A 24,802-nucleotide genomic window follows, 5' to 3' on the forward strand; every position below is an offset into this window, starting at 1 on the left:
CGTCACGCCGCATCGGCGCGGAGACTCGCGGGCCTAGGGCGCCGTTCCGCGCGGCTGGCCGCCATGGATTCCTCCTCGCTTTCCTGTGGCTCCCCCCAGAATTCTGCGACGCTCGGCCCGTTCTCCACCAATGGGTCGCGCAGGAAGTTCCTGATCTCATAGGGCCACACCCGACGCCCCATCCGCGTGTACCAGCGCATGGCGTGGCGCAGTCCCGCGTCGCGATGGAACAGGACACGTGCGAGCGCACGCGGGCGAGCCTGGACCGCCACCTCGATGAACTTGAACCACAGCAGCACCCGCCACGGCGCCATGTGCCGGGTCGCCAGCACCTGATGCTTGTAGTCCCAGCGGCGGCGGTCGGTCTGGATCACCCGCCGGTCGGCAGCGAAGCTGAAATACGGCGTCCAGCGATGGGGCGTCACGTAGAGCATCTGGATCTGGTCGGGATCGTAGGACAGCAGTTGGCGCAGGCCGCGCCAGTAATCCCGATCCGTCTCTTCCTCGAACCCGATGACCCAGGTCGCCATGGAGAGGATACCGTGGCGGCGCAGCAGACGGATCGCCTCGCGGTCCGTGGTGGTGGCGCCGCCTTTCCTGATGCGCGCCAGCGTCGCCTCGTCGGTGCTTTCCAACCCGAGGAGGAAGCGCGTCCAGCCGGCTTGCTTGTAGAGATGCAGGATGTCGGCGTCGCGCACGATGTCGTCGGCACGGGTCGAGCCCACCAGGATGAGGTCGACATCCTCCGCGATCAGCGCCTCCAGGAAGACCCGCCACGCCTTCTTCGAGACGGTGGGGTTCTCGTCGGCGAAGTTGATGACCCGCACCCCGTGGTCGCGATGGAGCCGGGCCAGTTCCTTGGCGAACGTCACCGGGTCCTTGTGGCGCCAGCGGGTCCAGAAGCCACGCTGGCCGCAGTAATTGCAGAGATGCGGACAGCCGCGTGAGAACTGCACGACGACGGCTCGCAGGCCGCCCCAATAGCTGTAGCGAGCATGGTCGATCAGCTCCCAGCCGACGCGGTATGCGTCGAGATCGCAGATCACGGGCGCGGCCTGCGTCGCATGGGGCCCGTCGCCGCTGCGAAAGGCAATGCCCGGCACGGAGGCGAGGGGCGATCCCGCTGAGAGCGCAGCCATCAGGCGTCGCGCCGTCTCCTCGCCCTCCCCGCGCACGATGGCGGTGACGTAGGGCTCGTCCTTCAGGATCTCGCGCCAATGATAGGTCGGGAACACCCCGCCATAGACGATGGTCAGACCCGGCCGGGCGCTCGCCGATCGTGATGCGATGTCGGCGATGACCGGATGGCCCGAGGTCGAGCCGGAATGCCCGAACAGGACGGCATCGGGACGGAAGGCCAGCACCTCCGCGACGATGGCGTCCGGATCCATCGGGCCGAACTCTCCATCGATCAGGTGCACCTCATGCCCGTCGTCGATGAGGGGGCCGCCGATGGCGAGAAGCCCCAGCGGTGGGAGATGGTCGTCGGGAATGCGGCTGCCGATGGCCGGGTGTGGCACGTTGACGAGGACGATGCACATGGCTTTCCCTATCCTGAGTCGATCCCTTCAGGCGGCGGCGCACGGGGCATCCAGCCCGCCGAAACGGCGGTCGCGACACCGGTAGGCGGCGAGTGCTTCTTCGAGGTCGCCGGCGTCGAAATCCGGCCAATGGCGGCGCGTGAAGTGGAGTTCGGCGTAGGCGCTCTCCCAGAGCAGGAAGTCGGAGAGCCGCTGCTCGCCGCTGGTGCGGACCACGAGATCCACGTCGGGAACGCAGGCATCGCCGGTCACCAGGGTCGAGAAGGCGGCGCGGGTCATGCCGGGATCGCCGGCGCTGGTGAGCGCGGCGGCGAGGATGGCGTCGCGCGCCGAGTAATCGACGGCGATCCGCAGATGCAGGGCCTTCCCGGCGAGGGTCGCTGATTCCGCGCGGCCGATGGCGGCGGCGAGACCCTCGGGCAGACGGTCGCGCCGGCCGATCACGCTGAGCCGCACGCCGTTCTCAACCAATCGGGAAACCTCGTTGCGGAGATAGAGCCGGAGCAGCCCCATCAGGGCGGAGACCTCTGCTTCCGGGCGTCGCCAGTTGTCGCAGGAGAAGGCGTAGAGGGTGAGGGTGCCAATCCTCTGCTTCGGCGCTGCCTCGACGACCCGGCGAATCGCCTCGACACCTTCCTTGTGGCCGAGCGCGCGGGGCAGGCCGCGCGCCGAGGCCCAGCGCCCGTTGCCGTCCATGATGATTCCGACATGCAGGCCGCGTGTCTGTTCACTTTGCATCACAAAGTTCCTTGGCAAAAAAGGACGGATCTCGGGCGTCAGGCCGGTCGGGCGACGAGGGGGAGGCTCGCAGTTTCGGCGGCCTTGGCGGCGTCCCGGACCACCTGTTCGAGGACGGCGAGGTAATCGAGGAAGCGCGTGCGCCCGGCCTGCGTCAGGTGGCAGGTGGTGAGCGGCCGCGTGCCGCCCTGACCCGTGCCATGACCTTTGCGGATCTCCACGAGGCCGGCCTCCTGCAGCACCTGGAGGTGGCGGCTGAGATTGCCGTCGGTGAGGCCGCAGAGTTGCTTCAGGTCGCCGAAGGCGAGGCCCTTCGGGGTCGCCATCAGCGAGGTGAGAAGGCCGAGCCGGGCCTTCTCGTGGATGACCCGGTCGAGACCGTCATAAGCGAAGGGCGCCTCAGACATCGGTCTCCCCCCGGGCACGGTAGAGGATCGCGGCCATGAGACACTGGCCGATGGCGAAGGGCAGGCCCATGGTCCAGGGCGAGAGGGCATGGTCTGCGCTCGCCAGCATCAGCACGGCGAGGCCCGCCACCATGTACCAGGCGCCGGGCAGCGCGACGCCCTTCGGCAGGGACCGCACCGAAGCGAAGAGCCCGAGGCTGACGAGCACCTGCCACAGGCCGGGCAGCATCCAGAGGTTTTCCGGACTGAAGCGGACCAGCACCAGGGCCAGCAGGGCGCCCGCCGCGCCCGCGGGCAGGAATTGCTCCACCGCGTTCACGATCGCCGTGTCGGTGAGCCCCGCATGGTCGCGCCGCGAACGGGCTCGCATCTCGGCGCCGATGAGGCCGGCGGAGGCCAGGGCGGCGGCGATCCAGCCGCCGAGGAACAGCAGTGGCTGCCTGGTCGGGTCATCGAGCCAGACATGCTGCGCCAGGGCGGTGCCGAGGGCGAGGATGCCCGTCGCGGCGATGGCAGAGGGTCCGAGCCCGCAGAAGGCGTCGCCGCGGGCGAGCTGCGCGCGGATCGCCACGATATCGGCCAGGGCCTTGTCGAGATCGGACATCCGATGCTCCCGGATCAACTTTGTATCGCAAAGTAAGCTGATCAGGTGTCCGTCCGCAAGTGCCTCCCGGCACGCGAGGTCATCGGCTGCGGGTCTCCGTCAGTCCTGCGCCAGCCGCTCGGCCAGGGCCGGCGACAGGCCGATGCTCTCGATGGACGGTGCCGGCTGGCCCGGCGGCAAGCCGCAGATCGCGGCGGCGAGGACCGCTCGGGTGCCAACTTCCACCGAGCACAGGACAGGCACCGGCACCTGCGGCTGGATGCGTTCGGCGAGGCCGGCGAGCGCTGCTCCGCCGAGGATCACCACATCCGCCCCGTCCCGGAGGGCGCAGGTCGTGCAGGCGGCGGCCAGATCCGCCAGGGCCGCCTCGGGATCCCGGGCGATGCGGTCTCCGGTGGGGGCGATGGTACGGATGGCGGCGAGTTTGTCGGTCAGGCCGATGCCCGCCACGAATTCCTCCAGCATCGGCCCCCACAGGGCGCCTCCGGTGACGATGGCGAAGCGCCCTCCCCGTGCCGTGGCAGCGAGGCACGAGGCTTCCGCCATCCCCACCACCGGAAGGGGGGAAATCTCGCGGAGCGCTCCGAGCCCAGGATCGCCGAAACAGGCGAGATAGACCGCGTCGCAGCCCTCCGCATGCTCGGCCAGCGCGTCGAGGGCGGCATGGGCCGCGATCGCGGAGGCCGCACGGCTGGCGATGTAGCGGGCGCCGAAACGCCCGGTGATCGGCACGAACTCGGCGGCGTCGCCCGCCACCCGCCGTGCGTGCCCGGCGACGAGGTCGGTGACGGAGGCGGTCGTGTTGGGATTGATGAGGAGGATGCGCAACGGGGATCGATCTCCGGTCAGGCCTTGGCCGCGACCGCCGTCTTACGCATCAGGACGAGATAGATCGAGAAACCCAGGGCCACGCCGATGAACCAGCTGAAGTTCGCCAGACTTCCCAGTGCCGGGATGACGGCGCAGAGCACCGGCACCAGGGCGGAGGGGATGACGCTGAAGATGGCGGCGCGGTTGTAGCCGCCATCGTACCAATACGTGCCCGTCGGGCTCATCGTGTAGAGGTCGTCCACGACCACGTGCTGTTTCCGCACCACGAAGAAGTCGGCGATCAGAATGCCGAAGAGCGGGCCGATGAATGCGCCGAGGATGTCGAGCGTGTAATGGATCACGGCCGGGTTGTTGTAGAGGTTCCAGGGGGTGATGAAGATCGAGGCAACGGCCGCGATCATGCCGCCCATGCGCCAGCTGATGTGCTGTGGCGCCACGTTCGAGAAATCGAAGGCCGGCGAGACGAAGTTGGCCACGATGTTGATGCCGATCGTCGCCGTCATGAAGGTGAAGGCGCCGAGCACCACGGCGTAGGTGTTGTCGATTCTGCTCACCGTCTCCACCGGATCGATGATGAGGTGGCCGAAGACCGGGAGCGTCGACGAGGTGGTGATGACGGTGAGCAGCGAGAAGCCGATGAAGTTCACCGGCAGGCCCCAGAAATTGCCGGCCTTCACCGCGGGGAACGACTTTCCGTAGCGTGAGAAGTCGCCGAAATTCAGCATCGGCCCGGAAAAGTACGAGACGACCAGGGCGACCGCGTTGATCATCACCGGCAGGGCGTCCCAGCCCTGGTACTTCACCTCGCTGAGGGTGAGCCCGACATTCGAGACGCCGGCCTTTGCCACGAGGTAGACCGCCAGTGCGATCATCACCACGTAGACGGCGGGGCCGGCCCAATCGATGAACTTGCGGATGGCCTCCATGCCGCGCCAGAACACCAGGGCCTGGATCACCCACAGGGCCATGAAGGCAGCCCAGCCGAGGCTCGACAGGCCGGCGAAGCCGAACTGGGTCACGTCGGCATAGGGTTTCAGCTCCGGATAGAAGCGCAAGGCGACAATCATGAAGGCGCTGGAGGCGAGGTAGGTCTGGATGCCGTACCAGGCGACCGCGATGAGCCCCCGGATGATGGCCGGGATGTTGGCGCCCTTCACGCCGAAGGAGGCCCGGCAGATCACCGGATAGGGCGTGCCCGTGACCTGGCTCGGCTTGGCCACGAGGTTGCAGAAGAATTGCACGATGAGGATGCCGACGAGCAGCGAGACCAGCACCTGCCAGCTCACGAGGCCGAGGGAGAACAGGCTGCCCGCCGTGATGTAGCCGCCGACGCTGTGGACGTCCGACATCCAGAAGGCGAAGAAATTGTAGGTGCCCCAGGTCTGCTTCCTGAGAGGGGCCAGATCCTCGTTGGTGAGGCGGTCGTCGTAGCCGGCCTTGATCACAACGTCGGCATGGGATGCGGGGACGGCACCTCCGGACGCGGCCGGCTCGGTGATCGACGCACTGTGTGACATGGGCCCGGTCCTCCTTCATCGAGAGGGCCAAAGCCCATGTCCGAGGAGCTTCGGCCCAAGCAGGGCATGTGCCAGCACGGAGGCACGCACACCCTCGGCCGGTAGCCCATCAGGTTGTGGTATGCACCGGATAAGCGAAGGTGCTCGGCCAGTGGTCGATTGACAAGACACCTCAAGGCTCTAAGTGTCCCGCAACGCGTGCGCGCGGCTGGTCTAGTGTTCGAACGATCCTTTTCGAACGGACCTCGCAGCTTGGCTCACGACGATCTTCTCCGCGCGGACCGGTATGAGTTCCCGCGCGCAACGGTTCACATCAGCATATGTCTTTTGCCGACCTCGGATTGAGCGACAAGGTCCTCCAGGCCGTCACGGCCGCGGGCTACACGGACCCGACGCCGATCCAGGCTCAAGCCATCCCGCACGTTCTGGCACGCCGCGACGTGCTCGGCATCGCCCAGACCGGGACCGGCAAGACCGCCGCCTTCACCCTTCCGATGCTCACCCTGCTGGAGAACGGCCGGGCGCGAGCCCGCATGCCGCGCACCCTGATCCTGGAGCCGACCCGAGAACTCGCGGCCCAGGTGGTCGAGAATTTCGACCGCTACGGCCTGAACCACAAGCTCAACGTGGCCCTGATCATCGGCGGTGTCTCCTTCGCCGAGCAGGATGCCAAGCTGATGCGGGGCGCCGACGTGCTGATCGCGACGCCCGGCCGCCTGCTCGACCATTTCGAGCGCGGCAAGCTCCTGCTCACCGGTGTCGAACTCCTCGTCATCGACGAGGCCGACCGGATGCTCGACATGGGCTTCATCCCCGATATCGAGCGCATCGTGAAGATGGTGCCCTTCACCCGCCAGACCCTGTTCTTCTCCGCGACCATGCCGCCGGAGATCGAGCGGCTGGCCGACGTGTTCCTGCACAATCCGCAGCGGATCGAGGTGGCCCGCCCCGCCTCCACCGCGACGACGATCGTGCAGAAACTGGTAGCCGTGGGCTCGGAAGGCCACGAGAAGCGCGACCTCCTGCGCCGGCTCATCCGTGGCGAGGCCGAACTCAACAACGGCATCATCTTCTGCAACCGCAAGCGCGACGTCGCGCTGCTGCAGAAGTCGCTGGCGAGCCACGGCTTCAACGTCGCGGCCCTGCACGGCGACATGGACCAGCGCGCCCGCACGATCGCCCTCGACGGCTTCCGCTCCGGCGAGGTGCCGCTGCTCGTGGCCAGCGACGTCGCGGCCCGTGGCCTCGACATCCCGGCAGTGAGCCACGTCTTCAACTTCGACGTGCCGCATCATCCTGAGGATTACGTCCACCGTATCGGTCGCACCGGCCGTGCGGGTCGCGCCGGCCATGCCTTTACCCTGGTGACCCGCTCCGACGAGCGCTCGGTGACCGCCATCGAGAGCCTGATCGGCCAGCCGATCCCCTGGGCCGAGGGCGACCTCGGCACCGTGGCCGAGCCGTCGGCGGATGTCGAAGAGGGGGAGACCCGGACCCGCCATCGTGGACGCAGCGGGGATGCCGCACGGCGCTCGCGCGGTAGCGAAGGCGGCCGCTCCGAAGCGGCCAGGCCCGAGGGGCGGCGCTCGTCGTCTCGCGAGCGCTCGCCCGCCCGGCGTTCCGAGCCGGCACGGGCCGAGGCCGCCGTCGCGGAGCCTGTCGCCCACGAGGAGGTGGCCGAAACGCCGCGTGAGGCACCGCGTCGGCGCGAGCCTTCGCGTCCTCCTCAGGACCATCGTGCCGCGGAGCAACGCAAGCCCGCTCCCGACCGTGGCCGCGACGATCGCCGTCCCGCACCCCGCCGCCGGGACGACGAAGAGGGTGACACGCCGCTGGGACTGGGCGAGCATGTGCCCGCCTTCCTGCTGCGTCCGGCCGTAATCAAAAAGGCGAAGTAACGCGCGGAACCGCAAACTGTTCCCGCTCCTTTAACGGCATCTCCACCATCCGCCTGCTACCTTGCGCTCCCCGGCCATTGGTGCCGGGTCGAGGGGCGTGCGGGTTGATGAGTCACGGAAGCTACGGTGACAGGGAGAGAACCTTCGCTTTGGCCGACCGCGCCAACGTCCTGATGCGTGACTACGGCTCCTCGGCGACGCCCCAGGCTTATGCCGTCTGGTACACCTACGTGTCGGGCGCGCAGCCGCTGATGAACGACGCGATCAAGAAGCTGACCACCGAGAACGGCAGCCTTTCGGATAGCGATATCGATTCCCTCTACGAGACCTTCATCGACAGCCGCCGCCTCGTGGCCGCCACCGAACGGATGAACGCGAACATGCTGGCCGAGATCGAGGGCATCATGGAGGTGATGGACCTTTCCCTCGGATCGACGGCGCAGTACGGGGCCTCGCTGCAGGCGCTGTCGCACGACCTCGACGTGTCCGACCAGAACCGCGCCCGCGTCCGTGAGATCATCACGACCCTGGTCTCGACCACCCGGGAGATCACTGCCAGCAACCGGACCCTCGAGGCGCGCATGCGGGAAAGCCGCAGCGAGATCGAGACCTTGCGCGAGACCCTGGAAGCGACGCGGCTGGAAAGCCTCACCGATCCCCTCACCGGACTGTCCAACCGCAAGCATTTCGAGGAGAGTCTGCGCAAGATGGTCGATGGCGCCGCGAGCCAAGCGATCCCTTCCAGCCTGATCGTCATCGACGTCGATTTCTTCAAACGTTTCAACGACGTCTACGGCCACCTCACGGGCGATCAGGTGCTGCGTCTCGTGGCCATCGTCATGCGCGAGCATCTCAAGGCCCGCGTCACCCTCGCCCGTTTCGGCGGTGAGGAATTCGGGATCCTCCTGCCAGAGACCAACCGTGCCACGGCCGTCGCCATCGGCGAGAAGGTCCGTGCCAGCGTGATGGGCCGCGAATTGGTGAAGCGGACCACGGGAGAGTCCCTCGGCAAGGTGACGATCTCCCTCGGTGTCGCCACGTCGCGCCCGGGAGACACCGCTGTGTCGCTTCTCGAACGCGCCGACCAGTGCATGTTCATGGCCAAGCGCGACGGCCGCAACCGGACCGTGGACGATTCCCGTGTCGCGTTGGAGACGCTCACGGCCGTCGCGTGAGCGTCTCGATCAGTCAAGGCCGCTCTGAGCGTCAGGCGGAGGCGCGGAGCGCCTCGGGATTAGCCGGCGTGATCGCGACGGATTCACCGCAGCCGCAGGACGAGGTCTGGTTCGGGTTGTTGAACACGAACTGCGACGACAGCTTCGTCGTCTTGAAGTCCATCTCCGTGCCGAGGAGGAACAGAAGCGCCTTCGGGTCGACGAACACCGTCACCCCGCGATCCTCCACCATGTCCTCACCGGGATTGCGCCCCTCGGCATATTCCATCGTGTAAGACATGCCGGCGCAGCCGCCGTTCTTCACGCCGACCCTCAGGCCTGCGATGGGCTTGTCCGCATCGGCGATGATGGCCTTGATCCGATCCGCCGCTGCGTCGGTCAGTGACAGGACCTTGAAACTCTTGAGCATGGGTCTCTCCGTCAGCCGGGTTCAAGGCCCGGGCGGTTGAGGATGATGGTACGTCGTTAAGATAAGGACGGCGGAGGCCGCGGTCCACTCTCATGCGTTGCACCAAGCCTCGCTTGGCTATGATATTCTGCGCGCGGCGAGACGGAGGGAGCGATGGCGGACGCGGCGCGCAGGAGCATGACCCCGGAAGAGTTCTTCGATTGGCAACTTGGCCAGGACGAGCTCTACGAACTCGTAGATGGGCATCCGGTCCCCCGCCACCGCATGATGACCGGAGCGAGCATGCAGCACGACCGAGCGACGGTGAACATCATCGTCAGTCTCGGAAGTCAGCTACGTGGCACGCCATGTCGTCCGATGACGGCCGACATCGCCATCCGTACCAGCATCAAGGGATTGCGCCGTCCCGACGTCATGGTCGAATGCGCACCGCTGGTTCCCGACACCTATGAAGTTCGGGAGCCGAAGCTGGTCGTAGAGGTCGCTTCGCCTTCCACCACGTCGATCGATCAGACGCGCAAGGTGGAGGAGTACAAGCGCCATCCGACACTGGCCTACATCCTCCTCGTCGAGACGTTGAAGCCGCAGGCATTGCTCTACCTGCGAGCCGGTGACGCCTGGGAGATCGAGACCTTCGAAGGCCTCGAAGCCGTCGTCGCCCTGCCGGCAATTGGTGCCGAACTGGCGCTGACGGATATCTATGATGGACTGATCTTCCCGGTGCGCAGGGATCTCGCGGCCGAAGAACCGAACGCTTAGGTCGATGCGGCTACCACATGTCGAGGGCGACGCGGGCCTCGTCCGACATCCGGCTCTGGTCCCACGGCGGATCGAACACCATCGTCACGGTGCAGGACTGGATGCCCGGTACGGCGGCCACCGCCGTCTCGACCCAGCCCGGCATCTCGCCGGCCACGGGACAGCCCGGCGCCGTCAGCGTCATGTCGATGGCGACCGTGCGGTCGTCGGCGATGTCGACTTTGTAGATCAGGCCGAGCTCGTAGATGTCGGCCGGGATCTCGGGATCGTAGACGCTCTTCAGCGCCGCGACGATGGCGTCGGTCAGCCGGTCGAGCTCTTCGGGCGGGATCGCCGAATTGCTGGCGATGGCGGGGGTATTGGCTCCGCCGGTGATGGTCGAGTCGCTCATGGTGTGATCCTCAGGCGAACATCATCTCGGCCTTGGCCAAGGCCTCGGCGAGGGCGTCCACTTCCGCATGGGTATTATACAGGCCGAACGAGGCGCGACAGGTGGAGGTCGCACCGAATCGTGTGAGCAGCGGCATCGCGCAATGGGTGCCGGCCCGGATCGCGACACCGTAGCGGTCGATCACGGTGGCGATGTCGTGGGCATGGGCGCCCTTCATCTCGAAGGCGATGACCCCGCCCTTGCCCTTGGCGGTGCCGATCATCCGCACGGAATTCATGGCCCCGAGCCGCTCCTGCGCATAGGCGAGCAGCGAGGCTTCGTGCGCCGCGATCGTCTCGCGGCCGAGCGTCATCATGAATTCAAGCGCCGCGCCGAGGCCCACGGCCTCGATGATCGCCGGGGTTCCGGCCTCGAACCGGTGCGGCGGTTCGTTGTAGGTGATCGTGTCCTGAGAGACGGTGCGGATCATCTCTCCGCCGCCCTGGTAGGGGGGCAGGCGCTCGAGCCATTCCTTCTTACCGTAGAGCACGCCGATCCCGGTGGGACCGTAGACCTTGTGACCTGTGAAGACGAAGAAGTCGCAATCGAGCGCCTTCACGTCGATGGGCTGGTGGACCGCGCTCTGAGCGCCATCCAGCAGCACCGGCACGCCGTGAGCGTGGGCGATGCGGACGATCTCGGCCGCAGGCGTCACCGTGCCGAGCACGTTCGACATGTGGGTGATCGCCACCATCTTCGTGCGCGGCGTGAAGAGCTTCTCGTATTCGTCGACGAGGAAGTTGCCTTCGTCGTCCACCGGCGCCCATTTGATCACCGCGCCGCGCCGCTCGCGCAGAAAATGCCAGGGCACGATGTTGGAATGGTGCTCCATGATCGAGAGGATGATCTCGTCACCCTCCCCGATCTGGCCGAGCAGCCCCATGGACGAGGCCACGAGGTTGTAGGCCTCGGTGGCGTTGCGGGTGAAGATGATCTCGTCGGTGGACTCGGCGTTGAGGAATTGCCGCGTGGTCTCGCGCGCGCCTTCGAACCCCTCGGTCGCTGCATTCGCCATGAAATGCAGGCCGCGATGGACGTTGGCGTATCCGGTCTCCATGCAGTTCACCATCGCGTCGATCACCGCGCGCGGTTTCTGCGACGAGGCCGCGTTGTCGAGATAGACCAGTGGCCGGCCGTAGACCTTCTGAGCCAGGATCGGGAACTCGGCCCGGATCGCCTCGACGTCGTAGGGGGTGTTGGGGACGGGTGCGTTCATGTCTCGACTTTCCAAGGAGGAGTCGGGTGACGAACCCACCCAGTTCCTCATCCTGAGGTGCTGCGAAGCAGCCTCGAAGGAGGGCCCCACAACCCACTGCGCGAATGGGAAGCCTCATTTGAGGTTTCCGCTGCGCTCCCGCACATCAGGATGAGGTCGCGGGGTGGGGCGGGCATTCGGGTATCGGCCTGGTTTTCGAGGCCGATACCCCCGTTCTTTTATCCCCGCGCCTTAAGCCATGCCTCGATCGTGCCGATCAGCGCCTCGCGTGCGCCCTCATGGCTCACCGACTCGATGGCGGCACCCAGGAAGGCCTGGACCAGCAGACTCTCGGCTTCCGGCTTCGGCAGGCCGCGCTGCATCAGGTAGAACAGCAGATCGTCGTCCAGCGCGCCGCAGGTAGCGCCGTGGCCGCAGGCCACGTCGTCGGCGAAGATCTCGAGCTCCGGCTTGTTCATCATCTGCCCCTCGTCGGAGAGGATGAGACAGGCCGACATCATCTTGCCGTCGGTCTGCTGGGCCGCCTGCTGGACGATGATCTTGCCCTGGAACACGCCGGTGGCCTGTCCGTCGACCACGGTCTTGAACAGCTCGCGGCTCACACCGCCCGTGCCGGCATGGTCGGCCAGGAACGTCGTGTCGGCGAGCTGCTTGCCGTTGAGCATCGCGGCACCGTTGACGATGGCGTTGCCGTCGGCGCCAGCGAAATTCAGGTAGACCTGATGGCGCGAGAGGACGCCGCCGACGACCACGTTGACGGTCTCCACTGCGGATTTGGCGCCGAGCTTGACCGACAGCGTCGACAGCGCCACGGCCTCGCGCCCTTCGGCGTTCAGGCGCGCATGGCGGAAGGTGGCGTCGTCGCCTACCACCACGTCCACCGCGTCGTTGGGCTGGTAGGCGATGCCGTCCGGCCCCTCGTGGCTTTCCAGCACGAACGCTTCCGCACCCTCCCCCAGCGTGACCAGCACGCGGGTGGCCGTGGAATAAGCCTCCGTGCCGGTGCCGACGAAGCGCAGGTGAAGCGGCGTCTCGACCTTGGCGCCGGCCCCTACCGCGATCAAGGCGCCATCGGCCAGGAACGCGGTGTTGAGCTGGTAGATCGCGTTCTCGGAGGCCTGACGCACGGGCGTCAACTGATCGAGGAGCACGTTGCCCTCGGCGAGTGCCTGGGTCAGCGGAGTCACGGTGATGCCGGCCGGGATGCGGCCGAGGTCGGATTCCTCGGCGATGAAGTGGCCGTTGACGAAAGTCAGGCGCACGGCCTCGATCCCGGCAAAGCCCTTGGCCTCGGCGGATGCCGCCTTCGCAGTCTCGGCCGAGGGCATCTCTGCCGGATTGGCGGCGTCGCGAAACGCCGAGCGCAGGTCGGTGTATTTGAACGCCTCGACGCGGCGGGTCGGTAGACCAACCGCCTCGAAATAGCGGAACGCCTCCTCGCGGGCGATCGATACGCCCGTGGGGTACTTCATCTTCGTGGCTTCGAAGAGCTTCGACAGGCCGGACTCGGCTGCCGTGCGCAAGGGGGTGATGTCGGCCATATCAAGCGGCCTCGTTCGTGCGGTACTCGGCGTAGCCCGACGCTTCGAGGGCTTTGGCGAGGTCCTTGTCGCCCGACTTCACGATGCGCCCCTGCGACATCACGTGGACCACGTCCGGCACGATGTAGTCGAGCAGGCGCTGGTAGTGGGTGATGACGAGGAACGAGCGGCCCTGCGCGCGAAGTGCGTTCACGCCCCCTGAGACGATGCGGAGGGCATCGATGTCGAGGCCGGAATCGGTCTCATCAAGGACGCAGAATTTCGGCTCCAGCAGCGCCATCTGGAGGATCTCCATGCGCTTCTTCTCGCCGCCGGAGAACCCGACGTTGAGGGCGCGCTTGAGCATCTCCTTATTGATCTCGAGCTTCTCGGCCGCGCCGTTCACCTTGCGGATGAAGTCGGGGGTGGAGAGCTCGCCCTCGCCGCGTGCCCGGCGCTGGGCGTTCAGCGTCGCCTTGAGGAAGGTCATGGTGCCGACGCCCGGGATCTCGAGCGGATACTGGAAGGCGAGGAACACGCCCGAGGCGGCGCGCTCGTCCGGCGACATTTCGAGGATGTTCACGCCGTCCAGCAAAATCTCGCCGTCGGTGACCTCGTAATCCTCCTTGCCGGCGATGACGTAGGACAGGGTCGACTTGCCAGAGCCGTTCGGGCCCATGATGGCGGCGACTTCGCCGTCGTTCACCGTGAGGTTGAGGCCGTTGAGGATCTGCTTGTCCTCGATGGCGACGGTGAGGTTCTTGATTTCGATCATTGCAGTGTCGTCCGATCTAGAATTTGAAACGCGGAGCGACCCTCCCCCCTTCGCGGGGGAGGGTGCCTGCGGAGCAGGCGGGAGAGGGGAGCGACCTCGCCGAATAGCGCGCTCCCCTCCACCAACCCGCTTTGCGGGCCCCCTCCTCCCGGAGGGGGGAGAAGGGGTGCGCGCTCGATGTGGTTTAAGGCGCCTACCCCACCGAGCCTTCGAGGCTGATCGAGATCAGCTTCTGAGCCTCGACGGCGAACTCCATCGGCAGCTGCTGCAGCACGTCGCGGACGAAGCCGTTGACGATGAGCGCGGTCGCCTCCTCGTTGGAAAGGCCACGCTGCTGGCAGTAGAACATCTGGTCCTCGGAGATCTTCGAGGTGGTGGCCTCGTGCTCGAACTGGGCGGACGAGTTTTTGGACTCGATGTACGGCACGGTGTGCGCGCCGCACTGGTCGCCGATGAGCAGCGAATCGCAATTGGTGAAGTTGCGCGCGCCCGTCGCCTTCCGGTGCGCCGAGACGAGGCCCCGGTAGGTGTTCTGCGAGCGGCCCGCGGAAATCCCCTTCGAGATGATCCGGCTCGTCGTGTTTTTGCCGAGATGGATCATCTTGGTGCCGGAATCGACCTGCTGCATGCCGTTCGACACCGCGATCGAGTAGAACTCGCCCCGGGAATTGTCGCCGCGCAGGATGCAGGACGGGTATTTCCAGGTGATGGCCGAGCCGGTCTCCACCTGTGTCCACGAGATCTTCGAGTTCGCGCCCCGGCAATCGCCGCGCTTGGTCACGAAGTTATAGATGCCGCCCTTGCCCTCGTTGTCGCCGGGGTACCAGTTCTGGACCGTCGAGTACTTGATCTCGGCGTCATCGAGCGCCACGAGCTCGACCACGGCGGCGTGGAGCTGGTTGTCGTCGCGCTTCGGGGCGGTGCAGCCCTCGAGATACGAAACGTAGGAGCCCTTGTCGGCGATGATCAGAGTCCGCTCGAACTGGCCGGTATCGCGCTCGTTGATGCGGAAGTAGGTCGACAGCTCCATCGGGCAGCGCACGCCCGGCGGGATATAGACGAACGAGCCGTCGGAGAAGACCGCCGAGTTCAGGGTTGCGAAGAAGTTGTCGGTCACGGGCACGACTGAGCCGAGATACTTCCGCACCAAATCGGGGTACTCGCGGATCGCCTCGGAGATCGGCATGAAGATCACGCCGGCCTTCGACAGTTCCGCCTTAAAGGTGGTGGCCACAGAGACCGAATCGAACACCGCATCCACGGCGACCCGGCGCTCGGGGGCGATGCCCTCCAGCACTTCGACCTCGCGAAGCGGAATGCCCAGCTTCTCGTATGTCTTGAGGATCTCCGGATCGATCTCGTCCAGAGACATGGCGGCCGGGCGCTTCGGGGCCGCATAATAGTAGATATCGCTATAATCGACCTTGTCGTACTCGACACGGGCCCATTCGGGCTCCTTCATGGTCTGCCAGCGCTTGTAGGCGTCAAGGCGCCAGGCCAGCATCCATTCGGGCTCGTCCTTCTTGGCCGAGATGAAGCGCACGACATCCTCGGAGATGCCCTTTGCGGACTTCTCCATCTCGATCGTGGTCTCGAACCCGTACTTGTACTGGTCGAGGTCGATGGAGCGGACCCGGTCGATGGTTTCCTGCACTGCAGGCATTGCACGTCTCCTGACCTACACCGGCGTCAAGGGCCGGGGGTTTTCGCGAGAGGATGGCTTGGGATGGGCGGCGCGTCAGGCCGCCTGCCCTCGCCGTTGATATAGGGTCTCCACAAGCCGTTCGAAGGCCGTGAGGAAGCTTGAGCCGTCACTTTCCGTGCTGTTCCAGCCGAAACTGACGCGGAGCGCCCCCGCGGCCAGCGCGGGGCTCACGCCCATCGCAGCCAGAACGGTCGAGCGGGCGACCTTGCCCGACGAGCAGGCCGAACCGGACGAGATCGCGATGCCGGCGAGATCCAGCGCCATGAGCGCCGTCGCCGCATCGAGGCCGGGGACGGACAAGCACAGGGTGTTGGGAAGGCGCGGCGCGCCGCTCCCGAAGATGACGGCATCCGGGGCAATCCGAAGCAGGGCGGCTTCCACGGAATCCCGAAGGCCGGCATCGATCCCCGAGAGACCTGCCCGGGCGATCCGCGCCGCCTCCCCCAGCCCGGCGAGGCCGGGCAGGTTCTCCGTGCCGCAGCGCTGCCGCGACTCCTGGCCGCCACCACGTAAGAAAGCCTGATCGAGGGTGACGCCTTCGGCCAGGACGATGGCACCCGTGCCCTTCGGAGCGGCGAACTTGTGCCCGGACAGGGTCAAGGCATCGAGGCCGAGGCCCGCGACATCCAGGGGCACCTTGCCCACCGCCTGCACCGCGTCGCTATGGACGAGGGCGTGGCCATGCGCCTTGGCCAAGGCGACGATCTCGGTGAGGGGCTGGATCACACCGGTTTCGTTGTTGGCTGCATGGATGGAGACCAGCACGGCCTCGGCGCGCGCTTGCTCCAAACTCCGCTTCAGAGCGGAGAGGTCGATCAGCCCTGACGGCAGCACCGGCACGATCTCCGCCGATCCCGGCGCAAAGCGGTGCCCCGCTGCGACGCAGGCATGCTCCGTGGCGCTCATCAGGAGACGCGTGGGTGTAGGACTGCCGACACGCGTCAATGCTCCCGACAGGACCGCATTGGCCGCCTCGGTGCCGCCGCTGGTGAAGACGACGCGGCCACGGCCGGCGCCGACCAGGGCGGCGACATGCTCGCGTGCCGCTTCCAGCGCGGCCTTGGCCGCACGGCCCTCGCGATGGATCGACGAGGGGTTGCCCGGCATTTCCAGCGCCCGCGCGACCGCCACCGCCACCTCCGGACGAACCGGTGATGTCGCGTTGTGGTCGATATAGGTGCGTGAAACACTCATGCGTTGGTCAAGGTCCGAACCGACATTTCCTTGCTTTTGCCCCCCGTCATCATGCTAAGGCGCCGGAACGACACGTCTTCGCCAAGCGCCGAGCTTCGGGAGGCGACCGATCCGAGCTCTCTCGAAACGATCTAGTTTAGAATGATTCTAATAACCTAGAATTATTCTAAGAGCGTTTTTAAGAGTGCGGCGCAGCGAGTCAAGGCACGTTGGCCGACAAGGATGGGTTGCCCTCGCACTGCGGCGCCAGGAGTTTTGGAAAGACCATGCCCGAAGTCATCTTCACCGGACCCGCCGGCCGTCTCGAGGGGCGCTACCAGGCGCCCAAGAAGAAGGGCGCGCCGATCGCGATCGTGCTGCATCCGCACCCCCAGTTCGGGGGCACGATGAACAATCAGATCGTGTACAATCTTTTCTACACCTTCGCCAATCGCGGCTTTGCAGCGCTCCGCTTCAATTTCCGCGGCGTCGGCCGCAGCCAGGGCAATTTCGACCATGGCACCGGCGAATTGTCCGATGCGGCCTCGGCCCTCGATTGGGTGCAGTCGGTCAACCCCGAAGCGCGGGCCTGCTGGATCGCCGGAGTCTCGTTCGGCTCCTGGATCGGCATGCAGCTGCTGATGCGCCGCCCCGAGATCGAGGGCTTCATCTCCATCGCGGCCATGGCCAACCGCTACGATTTCACCTTCCTCGCCCCCTGCCCCTCCTCCGGCCTGTTCGTGCATGGCTCCGAGGACCGGGTGGCCCCGGCCCGCGAGGTGATGCCGGTCATCGAGAAGGTGAAGGTGCAGAAGGGCGTCATCATCGAGCATCAGGTGGTCGAAGGCGCCAACCACTTCTTCGACGGCAAGGTCGACGAACTGACCCAGACGGTCGACACCTATCTCGACAAGCGGCTCGGCCCGAAGGATCAGGTGGGCTGATCGCGTTGCTACTTTAAGTTGCGCAAAAGGTGAATACTTCCTCAAAGTGCAACATGAGGAAGCGCCATGAACGATGACCTTGAACGCCGTGGTCCCGAGGATCCGAGCAAGATCAGCCTGACCGAGGCTTGGGAAGTCCGCTACTGACGAAGCGGTTTGACGTCACGGAAGCCCAACTCCGTGATTGTGTCCGTCAGGTCGGAAATGGAACCGCCAAGGTCGCGCAGTGCCTCGGAAAGAAATGGCCTTGACGAGGCATAGCGAAGTGGAACCGGCCATCGGCTAGGTTGACGAGCGGCGGCGCTCCCCACGGGAGCGCCGCCGCTCGTCTGTCAGTTCCCGGCTTTCACGCCTTTGCGTGAATCACCGGCACCGCTGGCGCCCCCTCCCATTCCGAATGGCTCGGGATCGACTCGCCCTTCATCACGATGGTGAGCGGGCGAAGCCGCGCATAGTCGCCGACCTTGGTGTCGTAGAGGACCGTCGAGAAAGCCCCCACCGACACGCCCTCGCCCACCACCACGCGGCCGACCTTCATGATCCGGTCCTCGTAGAGATGGGTCTGGAGCGCCGAGGTCCGGTTGATCACCGAATAGTCGCCGATGGTGACGCAATCGAACTCGGTGATGTCTGTGGTGAGCATGCAGACGCCCTTGCCGACCTTGACCCCGAGGAGGCGCAGCATCCAGGGCAGGAACGGGGTGCCGACGAGGTGTTCGAGGAGAACCTTGCCGGCCAAGCCCCAGTACAGCACGGCCACAGCTTCCGTGCGCATGGCCCACCACGACCACATCGGCCGCATGCCGGGCTGGTAGACCCCCATCAGCAGCCATTTCACCCCGATCACGGTGAAGGACTGGATGAAAGCGATGGCGACGCTGACGACGACGAAGCTGACGGCGAGGCCGGTCCAGTCCTGCGCCAGGATGGCGGGGTAGAAATAGAAGTCGATGGCCGAGATCGCCAGCGTGATGAACAGCATCGGCGAGAACGAGGTCGAGAACGCCTCGAAGATGCCGCGCCGGAGCTTGGGCCCCATGCCCGGCTCGTAGGTCTGCGCGTTGGACCCGAGATCGACCTTCTGGCGCGAGGGCAGCTTGATCGGCGGCGAGCCGAACCAGGTGTCGCCCGGCGCCATCATGTCGTTGGCGGGCGGCTTCGACTTGATGCCCACCAGCATGTCGTCGGGGATCACGGCGCCCGGCGGCACCACGGCGTCGTTGCCGACGAAGACGCGGGCGCCGGTGCTGACGGGATGCATGTGCATCCAGCCCCGACGGATCTCCTCCTCGCCGAACACGACCTCGTCGGCGATGAAGTTGCGCGCGCCCACATCCGCCAGATCGTAGCGCCCGGCGAGGTTGGTGGAGATCTCCGCCCCCTGCCCCATCCGCGCGCCCATCATCCGGTACCAGGCCCGCATATAGACCGTGGCGAACAGCGAGGAGAGCGTCTCCAGGGTCACTTCGGCGGCCAGCGCCACCGCCCATTTGCGGAGGTAGAAGCCGCTATGGATCGAGTAGGTGCCCGACGAGACCCGCGGCAGGACGAGCCAGCGGATGCCCGCGATGAGGAGCACCGTACCCGCGGTCATCAGCATGGCTGTGGGCCAGGTCAGCAGCGGCAGGTACCAGTGGTAATCGATGTCGGTGATGTTGCTGAGGGAATCGCTGAGCTGGTCGAAGATGTAGAAGGCTGGGAAGATCGGCAGCAGGCCGACGGCGGGGATCGCCGCGAGCAGGAAAGCGTAGACGGCGAGGAACCCGGCGCGCCGGCGGGGCGAGGCCTGGGCGGCCTTGGGGAGGTCGGCGGGGTCGGCCGTGCCGACCTTGCGTCCAGGCGAGCCGTCCCATTGCTCTGCACGTCCAACCACGGTGCCGGTGGGGATGGTGGTGAGGTCGGCGATCTCGGCGAAATCGCCGATCGTGGTCTCGGGGCCGATGACGCAGGAGGTGCCGATGGCGACATCCGCGCCGATGTTGACGGGTCCGATGACGAGTTCGTTGCCCACCACCTCGGCATTGGCGATGACGAGGCGGCCGCCGAGCGAAGCCCCCGCCCCGACGCTGAGGAGGTCGGGCGCCCCGACCTCGATGTCCGAGATGAGCGCGTCCTCGCCGATCTTCGCGCCCAGCAGGCGCAGGTAGATGGCGATGGCCGGCGAGCCCTGGAGCCACTTGACGTGGACCAGTGGGGTCAGCCGCTGCGTCAGCCACCAGCGGTAGTAGTACACGCCCCAGAGCGGGTAGCGGCCGGGCCGGGTGCGCCCGAGGATCAGCCACTTGGCGGCGACCGCGATGGAGGCGGTGACGGCGTTGATGCCGATATAGACGAGGAGCAGCACCGCCATCTCGCCGAAGAACCCGAGCGAGCCGCCGGTGAGCAGCAGGTAGGTGACGAAGATACCGAGCCATTGCGAAGTGGCCAGCGCGATCACGAAGGGCAGGGCCGCCGCCTGGGCCGCGCCGCACAGGATCCGGCGCAGGAGCGGCGGGGCCGCGAATCCGAGGTCTCGCACCGCCATCTGCGTGCCGACGCCGCCGGTGCGCTCGATCAGCGCCTCCGACATGGCCCGGAGGGTGCGCCTCGTATAGACGTCCTGCAGGGTGATGGCGGCCAGAGCCGGGGCTTCGCGCACCGCGCCGACGAAGCGGGCGGCGAGCAGCGAGTGCCCGCCGAGATCGGTGAAGAAGTCGGCCTCGAACGGAATCGGCTGGTTGCCGAACACCTGCTTGGCCGCGGCCAGCATCGCCGCCTCGGTCTCGTTGTCGGGCAATTCCTGCTCGCCCGACAGGTCGGCGACCGTGAGGGTCGCGATGCGCAGGGCCTTGCGGTCGACCTTGCCGGAGGTGAGGCGGGGCAGCACCTCTACCACCTCGAAATGGCCCGGTACCATGTAGGGCGGCATCTGTTCGGCGAGGGTGTGGCGGAGCGCTGCCTTGTCGAATTCCATTCCCCGCTCCGGGATCAGGAAGGCGACGAGCCGGTCGACGCCGTCGTCCTGGCGCAGGACCACCGCCGCCTGGTTGATCCCGGCCTGCGCCTGGATGCGGGATTCGATCTCGCCGAGTTCCACCCGGAATCCGCGGATCTTGACCTGATCGTCGATGCGGCCGTGGAAGACGATCCGCCCCTGCGCATCGAGGGAGACCGCGTCGCCCGAGCGGTAGAGCACGGGGTCTGTGCCGTCGGAGGCGAACGGGTTGGTGACGAATTTCTCCGCGCTCAGCTCCGGACGCTGGAGGTAGCCCTTGGCGACGCCCGGGCCGCCGATGAGGAGTTCCCCCTGCTGGCCGGGTCCGAGCAGCTCCAGGCTCTCGCTGGCGACGTAGACGGAATAGTTCGGGATCGGGCCGCCGATCGTGACGGGCTCGCCCGGCCGCATCTCGGCGGCGGTGGCCACCACCGTGGCCTCGGTCGGCCCGTAGGTGTTGAACAACTGTCGAGAGGCCGTGGCCCAGCGGGCCACCAGGGGCTCCGGCAGGGCCTCGCCGCCCAGCAGCACGAGGCGAACGCTCGGCAGCGTTTGCGACAGCATGGCCAGGAGCGTCGGCACCGTGTCGAGGACGGTGACGCGGTTCTGCGTCAGGATGTCGGGCAGTGCCTCGACATCGCCCATCATCGCGGGGCTCGCCACGAACAGCGTCGCTCCGACGAGGTAGGGAACCCAGATCTCCTCCATGGAGAGATCGAACGCCACCGAGGCGCCCTGGAACACTACGTCGTCGGGCCGCATGCCGTAGAGGGCGTTCCCGGAGCGCAGAAAGTGGCAGATGTTGGCGTGGCTGATGACGATGCCCTTGGGCAATCCCGTCGAGCCAGAGGTGTAGATCAGATAGGCCGGATGCGCGGGCGTGAGGCCGGCGCCGCGCGGGTCGGGGCGCGGCGCATCCGCCGGCACCGCGGCGAGGAGCGCCTCCGTCGTCAGGGCCGGGGTTCCCGTGGGCGCCTGGGGCGCGAGGGCGGGCGAGACCAGGAGCAGCTTTGCTTCTGCATCGTCGAGGCACACCGCCACGCGGTCGGCTGGAGCCTCGGCATCGAAGGGGAGCCAGGCAGCTCCCGACATCGTGATGCCGATCTGGGAGACCAGGAGGTCTGGGCCGCGCGTCATCCAGAGGCCGACGACATCACCGGGGCCGATTCCGCGATGGCTAAGGCCACGGGCGATGGCGACGGCGCGGGCTTCGACCTCCGCATAGGTGAGTTTCGGATGACGGCCAGCCGCGTCCCGGCTCGCACCGTCGATGATGGCCGGATGGTCGGGGCGCAGGCGGGCGCTGTCGGAAAAGATCTCTCCCAGAACCTCGTCCCGGATCAGCTCCGGGCGGCTCTCGCCGCGCAGCATGGCCTTGCGCTCCGGCGCTCCGGCGCCCAACCCGGTCCCGTCCCGTTCGGCCTTGTCCACAAGCGACTCCGCCCGAGGCCGGGTCGTCTCGGCGAGACTGCTCATCCGATGCTCCGCTGCCGGTTCCGCCGCTGCGAGACCGTCCTTTTGGCCGGGTTAGGCGCCCGGATCGTGCCGAAATCGCGGCGCCACGCCGTGGTCGCGCCGTCTAAGCAGGTTTCGCAAAAGCGGTCACCGGTTTCGTGTCAGAAACCCTGCGACACTCCAAAAACCTGAGCGAGGGCAAAAACCTGAGCGAGGGGAAGCCATGGCTTGCCGATGCGAGCCCGCTTAGCACGTTTGCCGAGCTGTCTAGAACCGGTCTCCGCAGAGAAAGCGCGTCACGCCCAGCGCCAGCGGGACTGGTCGAGGACGAGGACGCTGCCCTGGCGGATGCCCATCCGGGGGGCCTCGCGGATGCTGGTATAGCCGAGGATCACCAGGATGGCGCGGGCGACCCCGCCATGAGCGACGATGACCGCCGGCCGCTGCAGGTCCGCGATCGCTGGCCTGACCCGTTCCACCAGCATGGCGTAGCTTTCGCCATGCTCGCCGGGCGGACGGTAGCCCCAGCGGTCCCGGTCGCGCGCGAGAGCGCCACGACTGTCGCGCCGGCGGATCTCGGCCCAGGTCGAACCCTCCCAGGTGCCGAAGTTGATCTCCATCAGGCGAGTGTCGACGGCGTAGTCCTGCGGCGCGAGATCGAGGCCGGCCCGGAGCACCTCCATCGTCTGTCGCGTGCGCGTGAGCGGGCTCGCGACGAACGCGGCATCGGCGAGGCTCGCTCCCGCCACGGCCTTCAGCCGCTCGGCCACGCTTTCGGCCTGGCCCAGGCCCGTGGCATTGAGGGGCACGTCGCGCTGGCCCTGGAGGCGGCCCTCCGCGTTCCAGTCTGTCTGACCGTGCCGGATGAAATACACCGTCATGCGCGCCGGCCGTTCATGGCGGCGCGCCGCGCTTTCCCGGAACGGCCAAGGCCGCGGATCGTTGTCGCGCTCAAGGTTGCTCCATGCGTTACAGGCATCGGCACACCGCTTTCCCGGAAGGGCGGTGCGCTGGTGCGGTGCCCGCGGCATCGATTGAATATCGTATAAGGCGAAATGTGATCATGGCGAAGAAGCGCGGCAAGCGGCATTCGGGCCAATCGAACGACGTGAGGACGCGCAAGCCCAAACCGCTTGGCCCACGTCCGGAATCGGACAAGCCGCCCTCCTCTGCCGCCTGGGCCCGTTCGGCGATGCGCCATGCCAAGCGCGAAAGCCCGGTCGATACGGCCGCCCTCGCCTCTTGCGCTGCGGCCGGCATCGTCACGGTGCAGCCGGGCGAGACGTTGAATTTGGCCGTGATCGACGCCGATTCCGATGGCGGGCTCGACAAGGAGGCGTCCAAACAGGCGCTCCTCGTGGAGCATGGCCGCATCCAGGCACTGCAGGAGCGGCTCTATGCCGAGCATCGGCGCAGCCTCCTCGTGGTGCTTCAGGCCATCGATACCGGCGGCAAGGACGGCACCATCCGATCGGTTTTCGAGGGGGTGAACCCGCAAGGGTGCCGGGTGTGGTCGTTCAAGGTCCCGAGCGCGGAGGAGCGCGATCACGACTTCCTCTGGCGCTATCACGCCAAGGTGCCGGGGCGCGGCATGATCGGCGTGTTCAACCGCAGCCATTACGAGGACGTGCTGGTGGTGCGGGTGAAATCCCTGGAGCCGGAGGGCGTGTGGCGGCCTCGCTACGACCTCATCAACGATTTCGAGCGGATGCTGACCCTGTCGGGCGTCACCGTGCTGAAGTTCTTCCTGCACATCTCGAAAGACGAGCAGAAGGAGCGCCTGGAGGCGCGGATCGCCGATCCCGAGAAGCATTGGAAGTTCGATGCGGCCGACCTCGTCGAGCGCGAATCCTGGGACGCCTATCAGGGCGCCTTCACCGACGCCCTGAGCCGCTGCTCCACTCCACATGCGCCCTGGCACGTGGTGCCTGCCAACCGTAAATGGTACCGCAACCTCCTCGTCGCTCGCACCATCGCCAACACCCTGGAGGCGATGGATCCGCGCTATCCGGACGCTCAGCCAGGCATCGCCAAGCTGACGGTGCCGGATTGAGGGGGGACGACGCCCCTGCGCCGCGTCATCCGGTGATGATGACGAGCACCGATGCCGGTCCGCCTCCGAGGCGGCGCAGTCGATGCGGCAGGCCGCCATCGTAGGCGGCACAATCGCCGACGCCGAGGACGACGCTGCGGTCTGCGACGACGAGTTCGACCTCCCCCGCCAGGACATAGGCGATCTCCTGGCCGCCATGGGTAGGACGATCCTCGGTGAGGAACGTCTCACCCGGTTCGACCATGTACAGGGCGGCGGCCCGTCCCGCCTCGGCCGGCAGCAGAGCATGGACCGCATAATCGGCGTCACGGGTCGTGACCCTGGCGCCCGCGCGCGCGACGATCACGTCGGCGGCAGCGGCCTTCTCCCCGAACAGTTCGGACATGCTCGCCCCGAGCCCCTTCGCGATGGCTTCCAGCGTGGCCAGCGAGGGAGCCTTCTGGCCGCGCTCGATGCGCGACAGGTGGCCCTTGTGGACCCCGACGCGGGCGGCGAGGGCATCGAGGGTAAGATGGCTGCGGCGTCGAAGCGCCCGGATGCGTTGTGCGACGGACATGCCCACACATGACCGGCTTTCACCGGGTCGGCAACGCGATGCGCCGTTGACAAATCGAAGACCACAGGACAACGAAGAAACCATCAGACAACAAGTTGTCTTATGGTTTGACGTCAGTGAAG

21 protein-coding genes and 1 pseudogene are annotated in these 24,802 nt (G+C 66.6%); 6 read left to right on the plus strand and 16 right to left on the minus strand.

Going from position 1 to position 24,802, the window contains the following annotated elements:
- Positions 1-2: 2 nt before the first annotated feature.
- The 6 genes from bchE to K368_RS0118785 form a co-directional block, all read right to left on the minus strand.
- Positions 3-1,541 carry a magnesium-protoporphyrin IX monomethyl ester anaerobic oxidative cyclase gene (bchE, locus tag K368_RS0118760; protein WP_027173675.1) on the minus strand — a complete coding sequence of 513 codons (1,539 nt, stop codon included), beginning with the start codon at positions 1,539-1,541 and terminating at the stop codon, positions 3-5.
- 27 nt (positions 1,542-1,568) lie between these two features.
- Positions 1,569-2,279: a di-trans,poly-cis-decaprenylcistransferase gene (locus K368_RS0118765; protein WP_027173676.1), complete on the minus strand. Its 711-nt coding sequence runs from the start codon at positions 2,277-2,279 to the stop codon at positions 1,569-1,571.
- A 38-nt stretch (positions 2,280-2,317) separates the two neighbouring features.
- Positions 2,318-2,686, minus strand: coding sequence for a transcriptional regulator (locus K368_RS0118770; protein ID WP_027173677.1), 369 nt, complete (start codon positions 2,684-2,686; stop codon positions 2,318-2,320).
- A complete protein-coding gene (locus tag K368_RS0118775; protein ID WP_027173678.1) occupies positions 2,679-3,290 on the minus strand; it encodes a hypothetical protein in 612 nt (203 codons plus the stop codon). Before K368_RS0118775 ends, K368_RS0118770 begins: the two co-directional genes overlap by 8 nt.
- 99 nt (positions 3,291-3,389) lie before the next feature.
- The gene (locus tag K368_RS0118780; protein WP_027173679.1) at positions 3,390-4,118 is read right to left on the minus strand and encodes an aspartate/glutamate racemase family protein; all 729 of its coding nucleotides are present in this window, start codon (positions 4,116-4,118) and stop codon (positions 3,390-3,392) included.
- A gap of 17 nt (positions 4,119-4,135) precedes the next feature.
- A complete protein-coding gene (locus K368_RS0118785) occupies positions 4,136-5,638 on the minus strand; it encodes an NCS1 family nucleobase:cation symporter-1 (RefSeq protein ID WP_027173680.1) in 1,503 nt (500 codons plus the stop codon).
- 320 nt (positions 5,639-5,958) lie between these two features.
- On the opposite strand from K368_RS0118785, the gene K368_RS0118790 reads away from it, so the two are divergent.
- Positions 5,959-7,536: a DEAD/DEAH box helicase gene (locus K368_RS0118790; protein ID WP_027173681.1), complete on the plus strand. Its 1,578-nt coding sequence runs from the start codon at positions 5,959-5,961 to the stop codon at positions 7,534-7,536.
- 107 nt (positions 7,537-7,643) lie between these two features.
- Positions 7,644-8,711 (plus strand): GGDEF domain-containing protein, encoded by a 1,068-nt coding sequence (locus K368_RS0118795; protein ID WP_027173682.1) that lies wholly within the window; start codon positions 7,644-7,646, stop codon positions 8,709-8,711.
- A 31-nt stretch (positions 8,712-8,742) separates the two neighbouring features.
- Here the strand turns inward: K368_RS0118795 and K368_RS0118800 are convergent, their stop codons facing one another.
- Entirely contained in the window at positions 8,743-9,120 is a 378-nt protein-coding gene (locus tag K368_RS0118800) for an iron-sulfur cluster assembly accessory protein (RefSeq protein ID WP_027173683.1), read from the minus strand.
- Between the two features lie 153 nt (positions 9,121-9,273).
- On the opposite strand from K368_RS0118800, the gene K368_RS0118805 reads away from it, so the two are divergent.
- Complete coding sequence (locus K368_RS0118805) at positions 9,274-9,879, plus strand: Uma2 family endonuclease (protein ID WP_027173684.1); 606 nt, start codon at positions 9,274-9,276, stop codon at positions 9,877-9,879.
- A gap of 10 nt (positions 9,880-9,889) precedes the next feature.
- On the opposite strand, the gene K368_RS0118810 is transcribed toward K368_RS0118805, so the two are convergent.
- From K368_RS0118810 to K368_RS0118835, 6 genes are all read right to left on the minus strand, one after another.
- The gene (locus tag K368_RS0118810; protein WP_027173685.1) at positions 9,890-10,270 is read right to left on the minus strand and encodes an SUF system Fe-S cluster assembly protein; all 381 of its coding nucleotides are present in this window, start codon (positions 10,268-10,270) and stop codon (positions 9,890-9,892) included.
- A gap of 10 nt (positions 10,271-10,280) precedes the next feature.
- On the minus strand, positions 10,281-11,525 hold the full coding sequence (locus K368_RS0118815; RefSeq protein WP_027173686.1) for a cysteine desulfurase: 1,245 nt from the start codon (positions 11,523-11,525) through the stop codon (positions 10,281-10,283).
- A gap of 218 nt (positions 11,526-11,743) precedes the next feature.
- Positions 11,744-13,066: a Fe-S cluster assembly protein SufD gene (gene sufD / locus K368_RS0118820; protein WP_027173687.1), complete on the minus strand. Its 1,323-nt coding sequence runs from the start codon at positions 13,064-13,066 to the stop codon at positions 11,744-11,746.
- 1 nt (position 13,067) lies between these two features.
- The gene (sufC, locus tag K368_RS0118825) at positions 13,068-13,820 is read right to left on the minus strand and encodes a Fe-S cluster assembly ATPase SufC (protein ID WP_027173688.1); all 753 of its coding nucleotides are present in this window, start codon (positions 13,818-13,820) and stop codon (positions 13,068-13,070) included.
- Between the two features lie 193 nt (positions 13,821-14,013).
- On the minus strand, positions 14,014-15,483 hold the full coding sequence (sufB, locus tag K368_RS0118830; RefSeq protein WP_027173689.1) for a Fe-S cluster assembly protein SufB: 1,470 nt from the start codon (positions 15,481-15,483) through the stop codon (positions 14,014-14,016).
- 75 nt (positions 15,484-15,558) lie between these two features.
- Positions 15,559-16,719, minus strand: coding sequence for a cysteine desulfurase family protein (locus K368_RS0118835; protein WP_027173690.1), 1,161 nt, complete (start codon positions 16,717-16,719; stop codon positions 15,559-15,561).
- A 266-nt stretch (positions 16,720-16,985) separates the two neighbouring features.
- Here K368_RS0118835 and K368_RS0118840 point away from each other — a divergent pair, with 266 nt between their 5' ends.
- Positions 16,986-17,642 carry an alpha/beta hydrolase gene (locus K368_RS0118840; RefSeq protein WP_018043440.1) on the plus strand — a complete coding sequence of 219 codons (657 nt, stop codon included), beginning with the start codon at positions 16,986-16,988 and terminating at the stop codon, positions 17,640-17,642.
- 66 nt (positions 17,643-17,708) lie between these two features.
- Positions 17,709-17,893 (plus strand): annotated as a pseudogene (locus K368_RS26240) (DUF3606 domain-containing protein).
- 95 nt (positions 17,894-17,988) lie between these two features.
- On the opposite strand, the gene K368_RS0118850 reads toward K368_RS26240, so the two are convergent.
- Together K368_RS0118850 and K368_RS0118855 are read right to left on the minus strand one after the other, a co-directional pair.
- On the minus strand, positions 17,989-21,987 hold the full coding sequence (locus tag K368_RS0118850) for a Pls/PosA family non-ribosomal peptide synthetase (RefSeq protein ID WP_245259700.1): 3,999 nt from the start codon (positions 21,985-21,987) through the stop codon (positions 17,989-17,991).
- Between the two features lie 380 nt (positions 21,988-22,367).
- Positions 22,368-22,952, minus strand: coding sequence for a histidine phosphatase family protein (locus K368_RS0118855; protein WP_027173692.1), 585 nt, complete (start codon positions 22,950-22,952; stop codon positions 22,368-22,370).
- A 182-nt stretch (positions 22,953-23,134) separates the two neighbouring features.
- Here K368_RS0118855 and K368_RS0118860 point away from each other — a divergent pair, with 182 nt between their 5' ends.
- Positions 23,135-24,124 carry a polyphosphate kinase 2 family protein gene (locus K368_RS0118860; protein ID WP_027173693.1) on the plus strand — a complete coding sequence of 330 codons (990 nt, stop codon included), beginning with the start codon at positions 23,135-23,137 and terminating at the stop codon, positions 24,122-24,124.
- Between the two features lie 25 nt (positions 24,125-24,149).
- On the opposite strand, the gene K368_RS25085 is transcribed toward K368_RS0118860, so the two are convergent.
- Positions 24,150-24,680 (minus strand): XRE family transcriptional regulator, encoded by a 531-nt coding sequence (locus K368_RS25085; RefSeq protein WP_051439929.1) that lies wholly within the window; start codon positions 24,678-24,680, stop codon positions 24,150-24,152.
- Positions 24,681-24,802: the final 122 nt, after the last annotated feature.

The sequence above is a fragment of the Methylobacterium sp. 10 genome (genome assembly GCF_000519085.1).
GTDB lineage: Bacteria > Pseudomonadota > Alphaproteobacteria > Rhizobiales > Beijerinckiaceae > Methylobacterium.

What these genes read in the sequence shown, in the direction of transcription:
- bchE (WP_027173675.1), bottom strand. Translation starts at nt 1,541, where the DNA reads ATGTGCATCGTCCTCGTCAACGTGCCACACCCGGCCATCGGCAGCCGC.
- K368_RS0118765 (WP_027173676.1), bottom strand. Translation starts at nt 2,279, where the DNA reads ATGCAAAGTGAACAGACACGCGGCCTGCATGTCGGAATCATCATGGAC.
- K368_RS0118770 (WP_027173677.1), bottom strand. Translation starts at nt 2,686, where the DNA reads ATGTCTGAGGCGCCCTTCGCTTATGACGGTCTCGACCGGGTCATCCAC.
- K368_RS0118775 (WP_027173678.1), bottom strand. Translation starts at nt 3,290, where the DNA reads ATGTCCGATCTCGACAAGGCCCTGGCCGATATCGTGGCGATCCGCGCG.
- K368_RS0118785 (WP_027173680.1), bottom strand. Translation starts at nt 5,638, where the DNA reads ATGTCACACAGTGCGTCGATCACCGAGCCGGCCGCGTCCGGAGGTGCC.
- K368_RS0118790 (WP_027173681.1), top strand. Translation starts at nt 5,959, where the DNA reads ATGTCTTTTGCCGACCTCGGATTGAGCGACAAGGTCCTCCAGGCCGTC.
- K368_RS0118795 (WP_027173682.1), top strand. Translation starts at nt 7,644, where the DNA reads ATGAGTCACGGAAGCTACGGTGACAGGGAGAGAACCTTCGCTTTGGCC.
- K368_RS0118800 (WP_027173683.1), bottom strand. Translation starts at nt 9,120, where the DNA reads ATGCTCAAGAGTTTCAAGGTCCTGTCACTGACCGACGCAGCGGCGGAT.
- K368_RS0118805 (WP_027173684.1), top strand. Translation starts at nt 9,274, where the DNA reads ATGGCGGACGCGGCGCGCAGGAGCATGACCCCGGAAGAGTTCTTCGAT.
- K368_RS0118810 (WP_027173685.1), bottom strand. Translation starts at nt 10,270, where the DNA reads ATGAGCGACTCGACCATCACCGGCGGAGCCAATACCCCCGCCATCGCC.
- K368_RS0118815 (WP_027173686.1), bottom strand. Translation starts at nt 11,525, where the DNA reads ATGAACGCACCCGTCCCCAACACCCCCTACGACGTCGAGGCGATCCGG.
- sufD (WP_027173687.1), bottom strand. Translation starts at nt 13,066, where the DNA reads ATGGCCGACATCACCCCCTTGCGCACGGCAGCCGAGTCCGGCCTGTCG.
- sufC (WP_027173688.1), bottom strand. Translation starts at nt 13,820, where the DNA reads ATGATCGAAATCAAGAACCTCACCGTCGCCATCGAGGACAAGCAGATC.
- sufB (WP_027173689.1), bottom strand. Translation starts at nt 15,483, where the DNA reads ATGCCTGCAGTGCAGGAAACCATCGACCGGGTCCGCTCCATCGACCTC.
- K368_RS0118835 (WP_027173690.1), bottom strand. Translation starts at nt 16,719, where the DNA reads ATGAGTGTTTCACGCACCTATATCGACCACAACGCGACATCACCGGTT.
- K368_RS0118840 (WP_018043440.1), top strand. Translation starts at nt 16,986, where the DNA reads ATGCCCGAAGTCATCTTCACCGGACCCGCCGGCCGTCTCGAGGGGCGC.
- K368_RS0118850 (WP_245259700.1), bottom strand. Translation starts at nt 21,987, where the DNA reads ATGCTGCGCGGCGAGAGCCGCCCGGAGCTGATCCGGGACGAGGTTCTG.
- K368_RS0118855 (WP_027173692.1), bottom strand. Translation starts at nt 22,952, where the DNA reads ATGACGGTGTATTTCATCCGGCACGGTCAGACAGACTGGAACGCGGAG.
- K368_RS0118860 (WP_027173693.1), top strand. Translation starts at nt 23,135, where the DNA reads ATGGCGAAGAAGCGCGGCAAGCGGCATTCGGGCCAATCGAACGACGTG.
- K368_RS25085 (WP_051439929.1), bottom strand. Translation starts at nt 24,680, where the DNA reads ATGTCCGTCGCACAACGCATCCGGGCGCTTCGACGCCGCAGCCATCTT.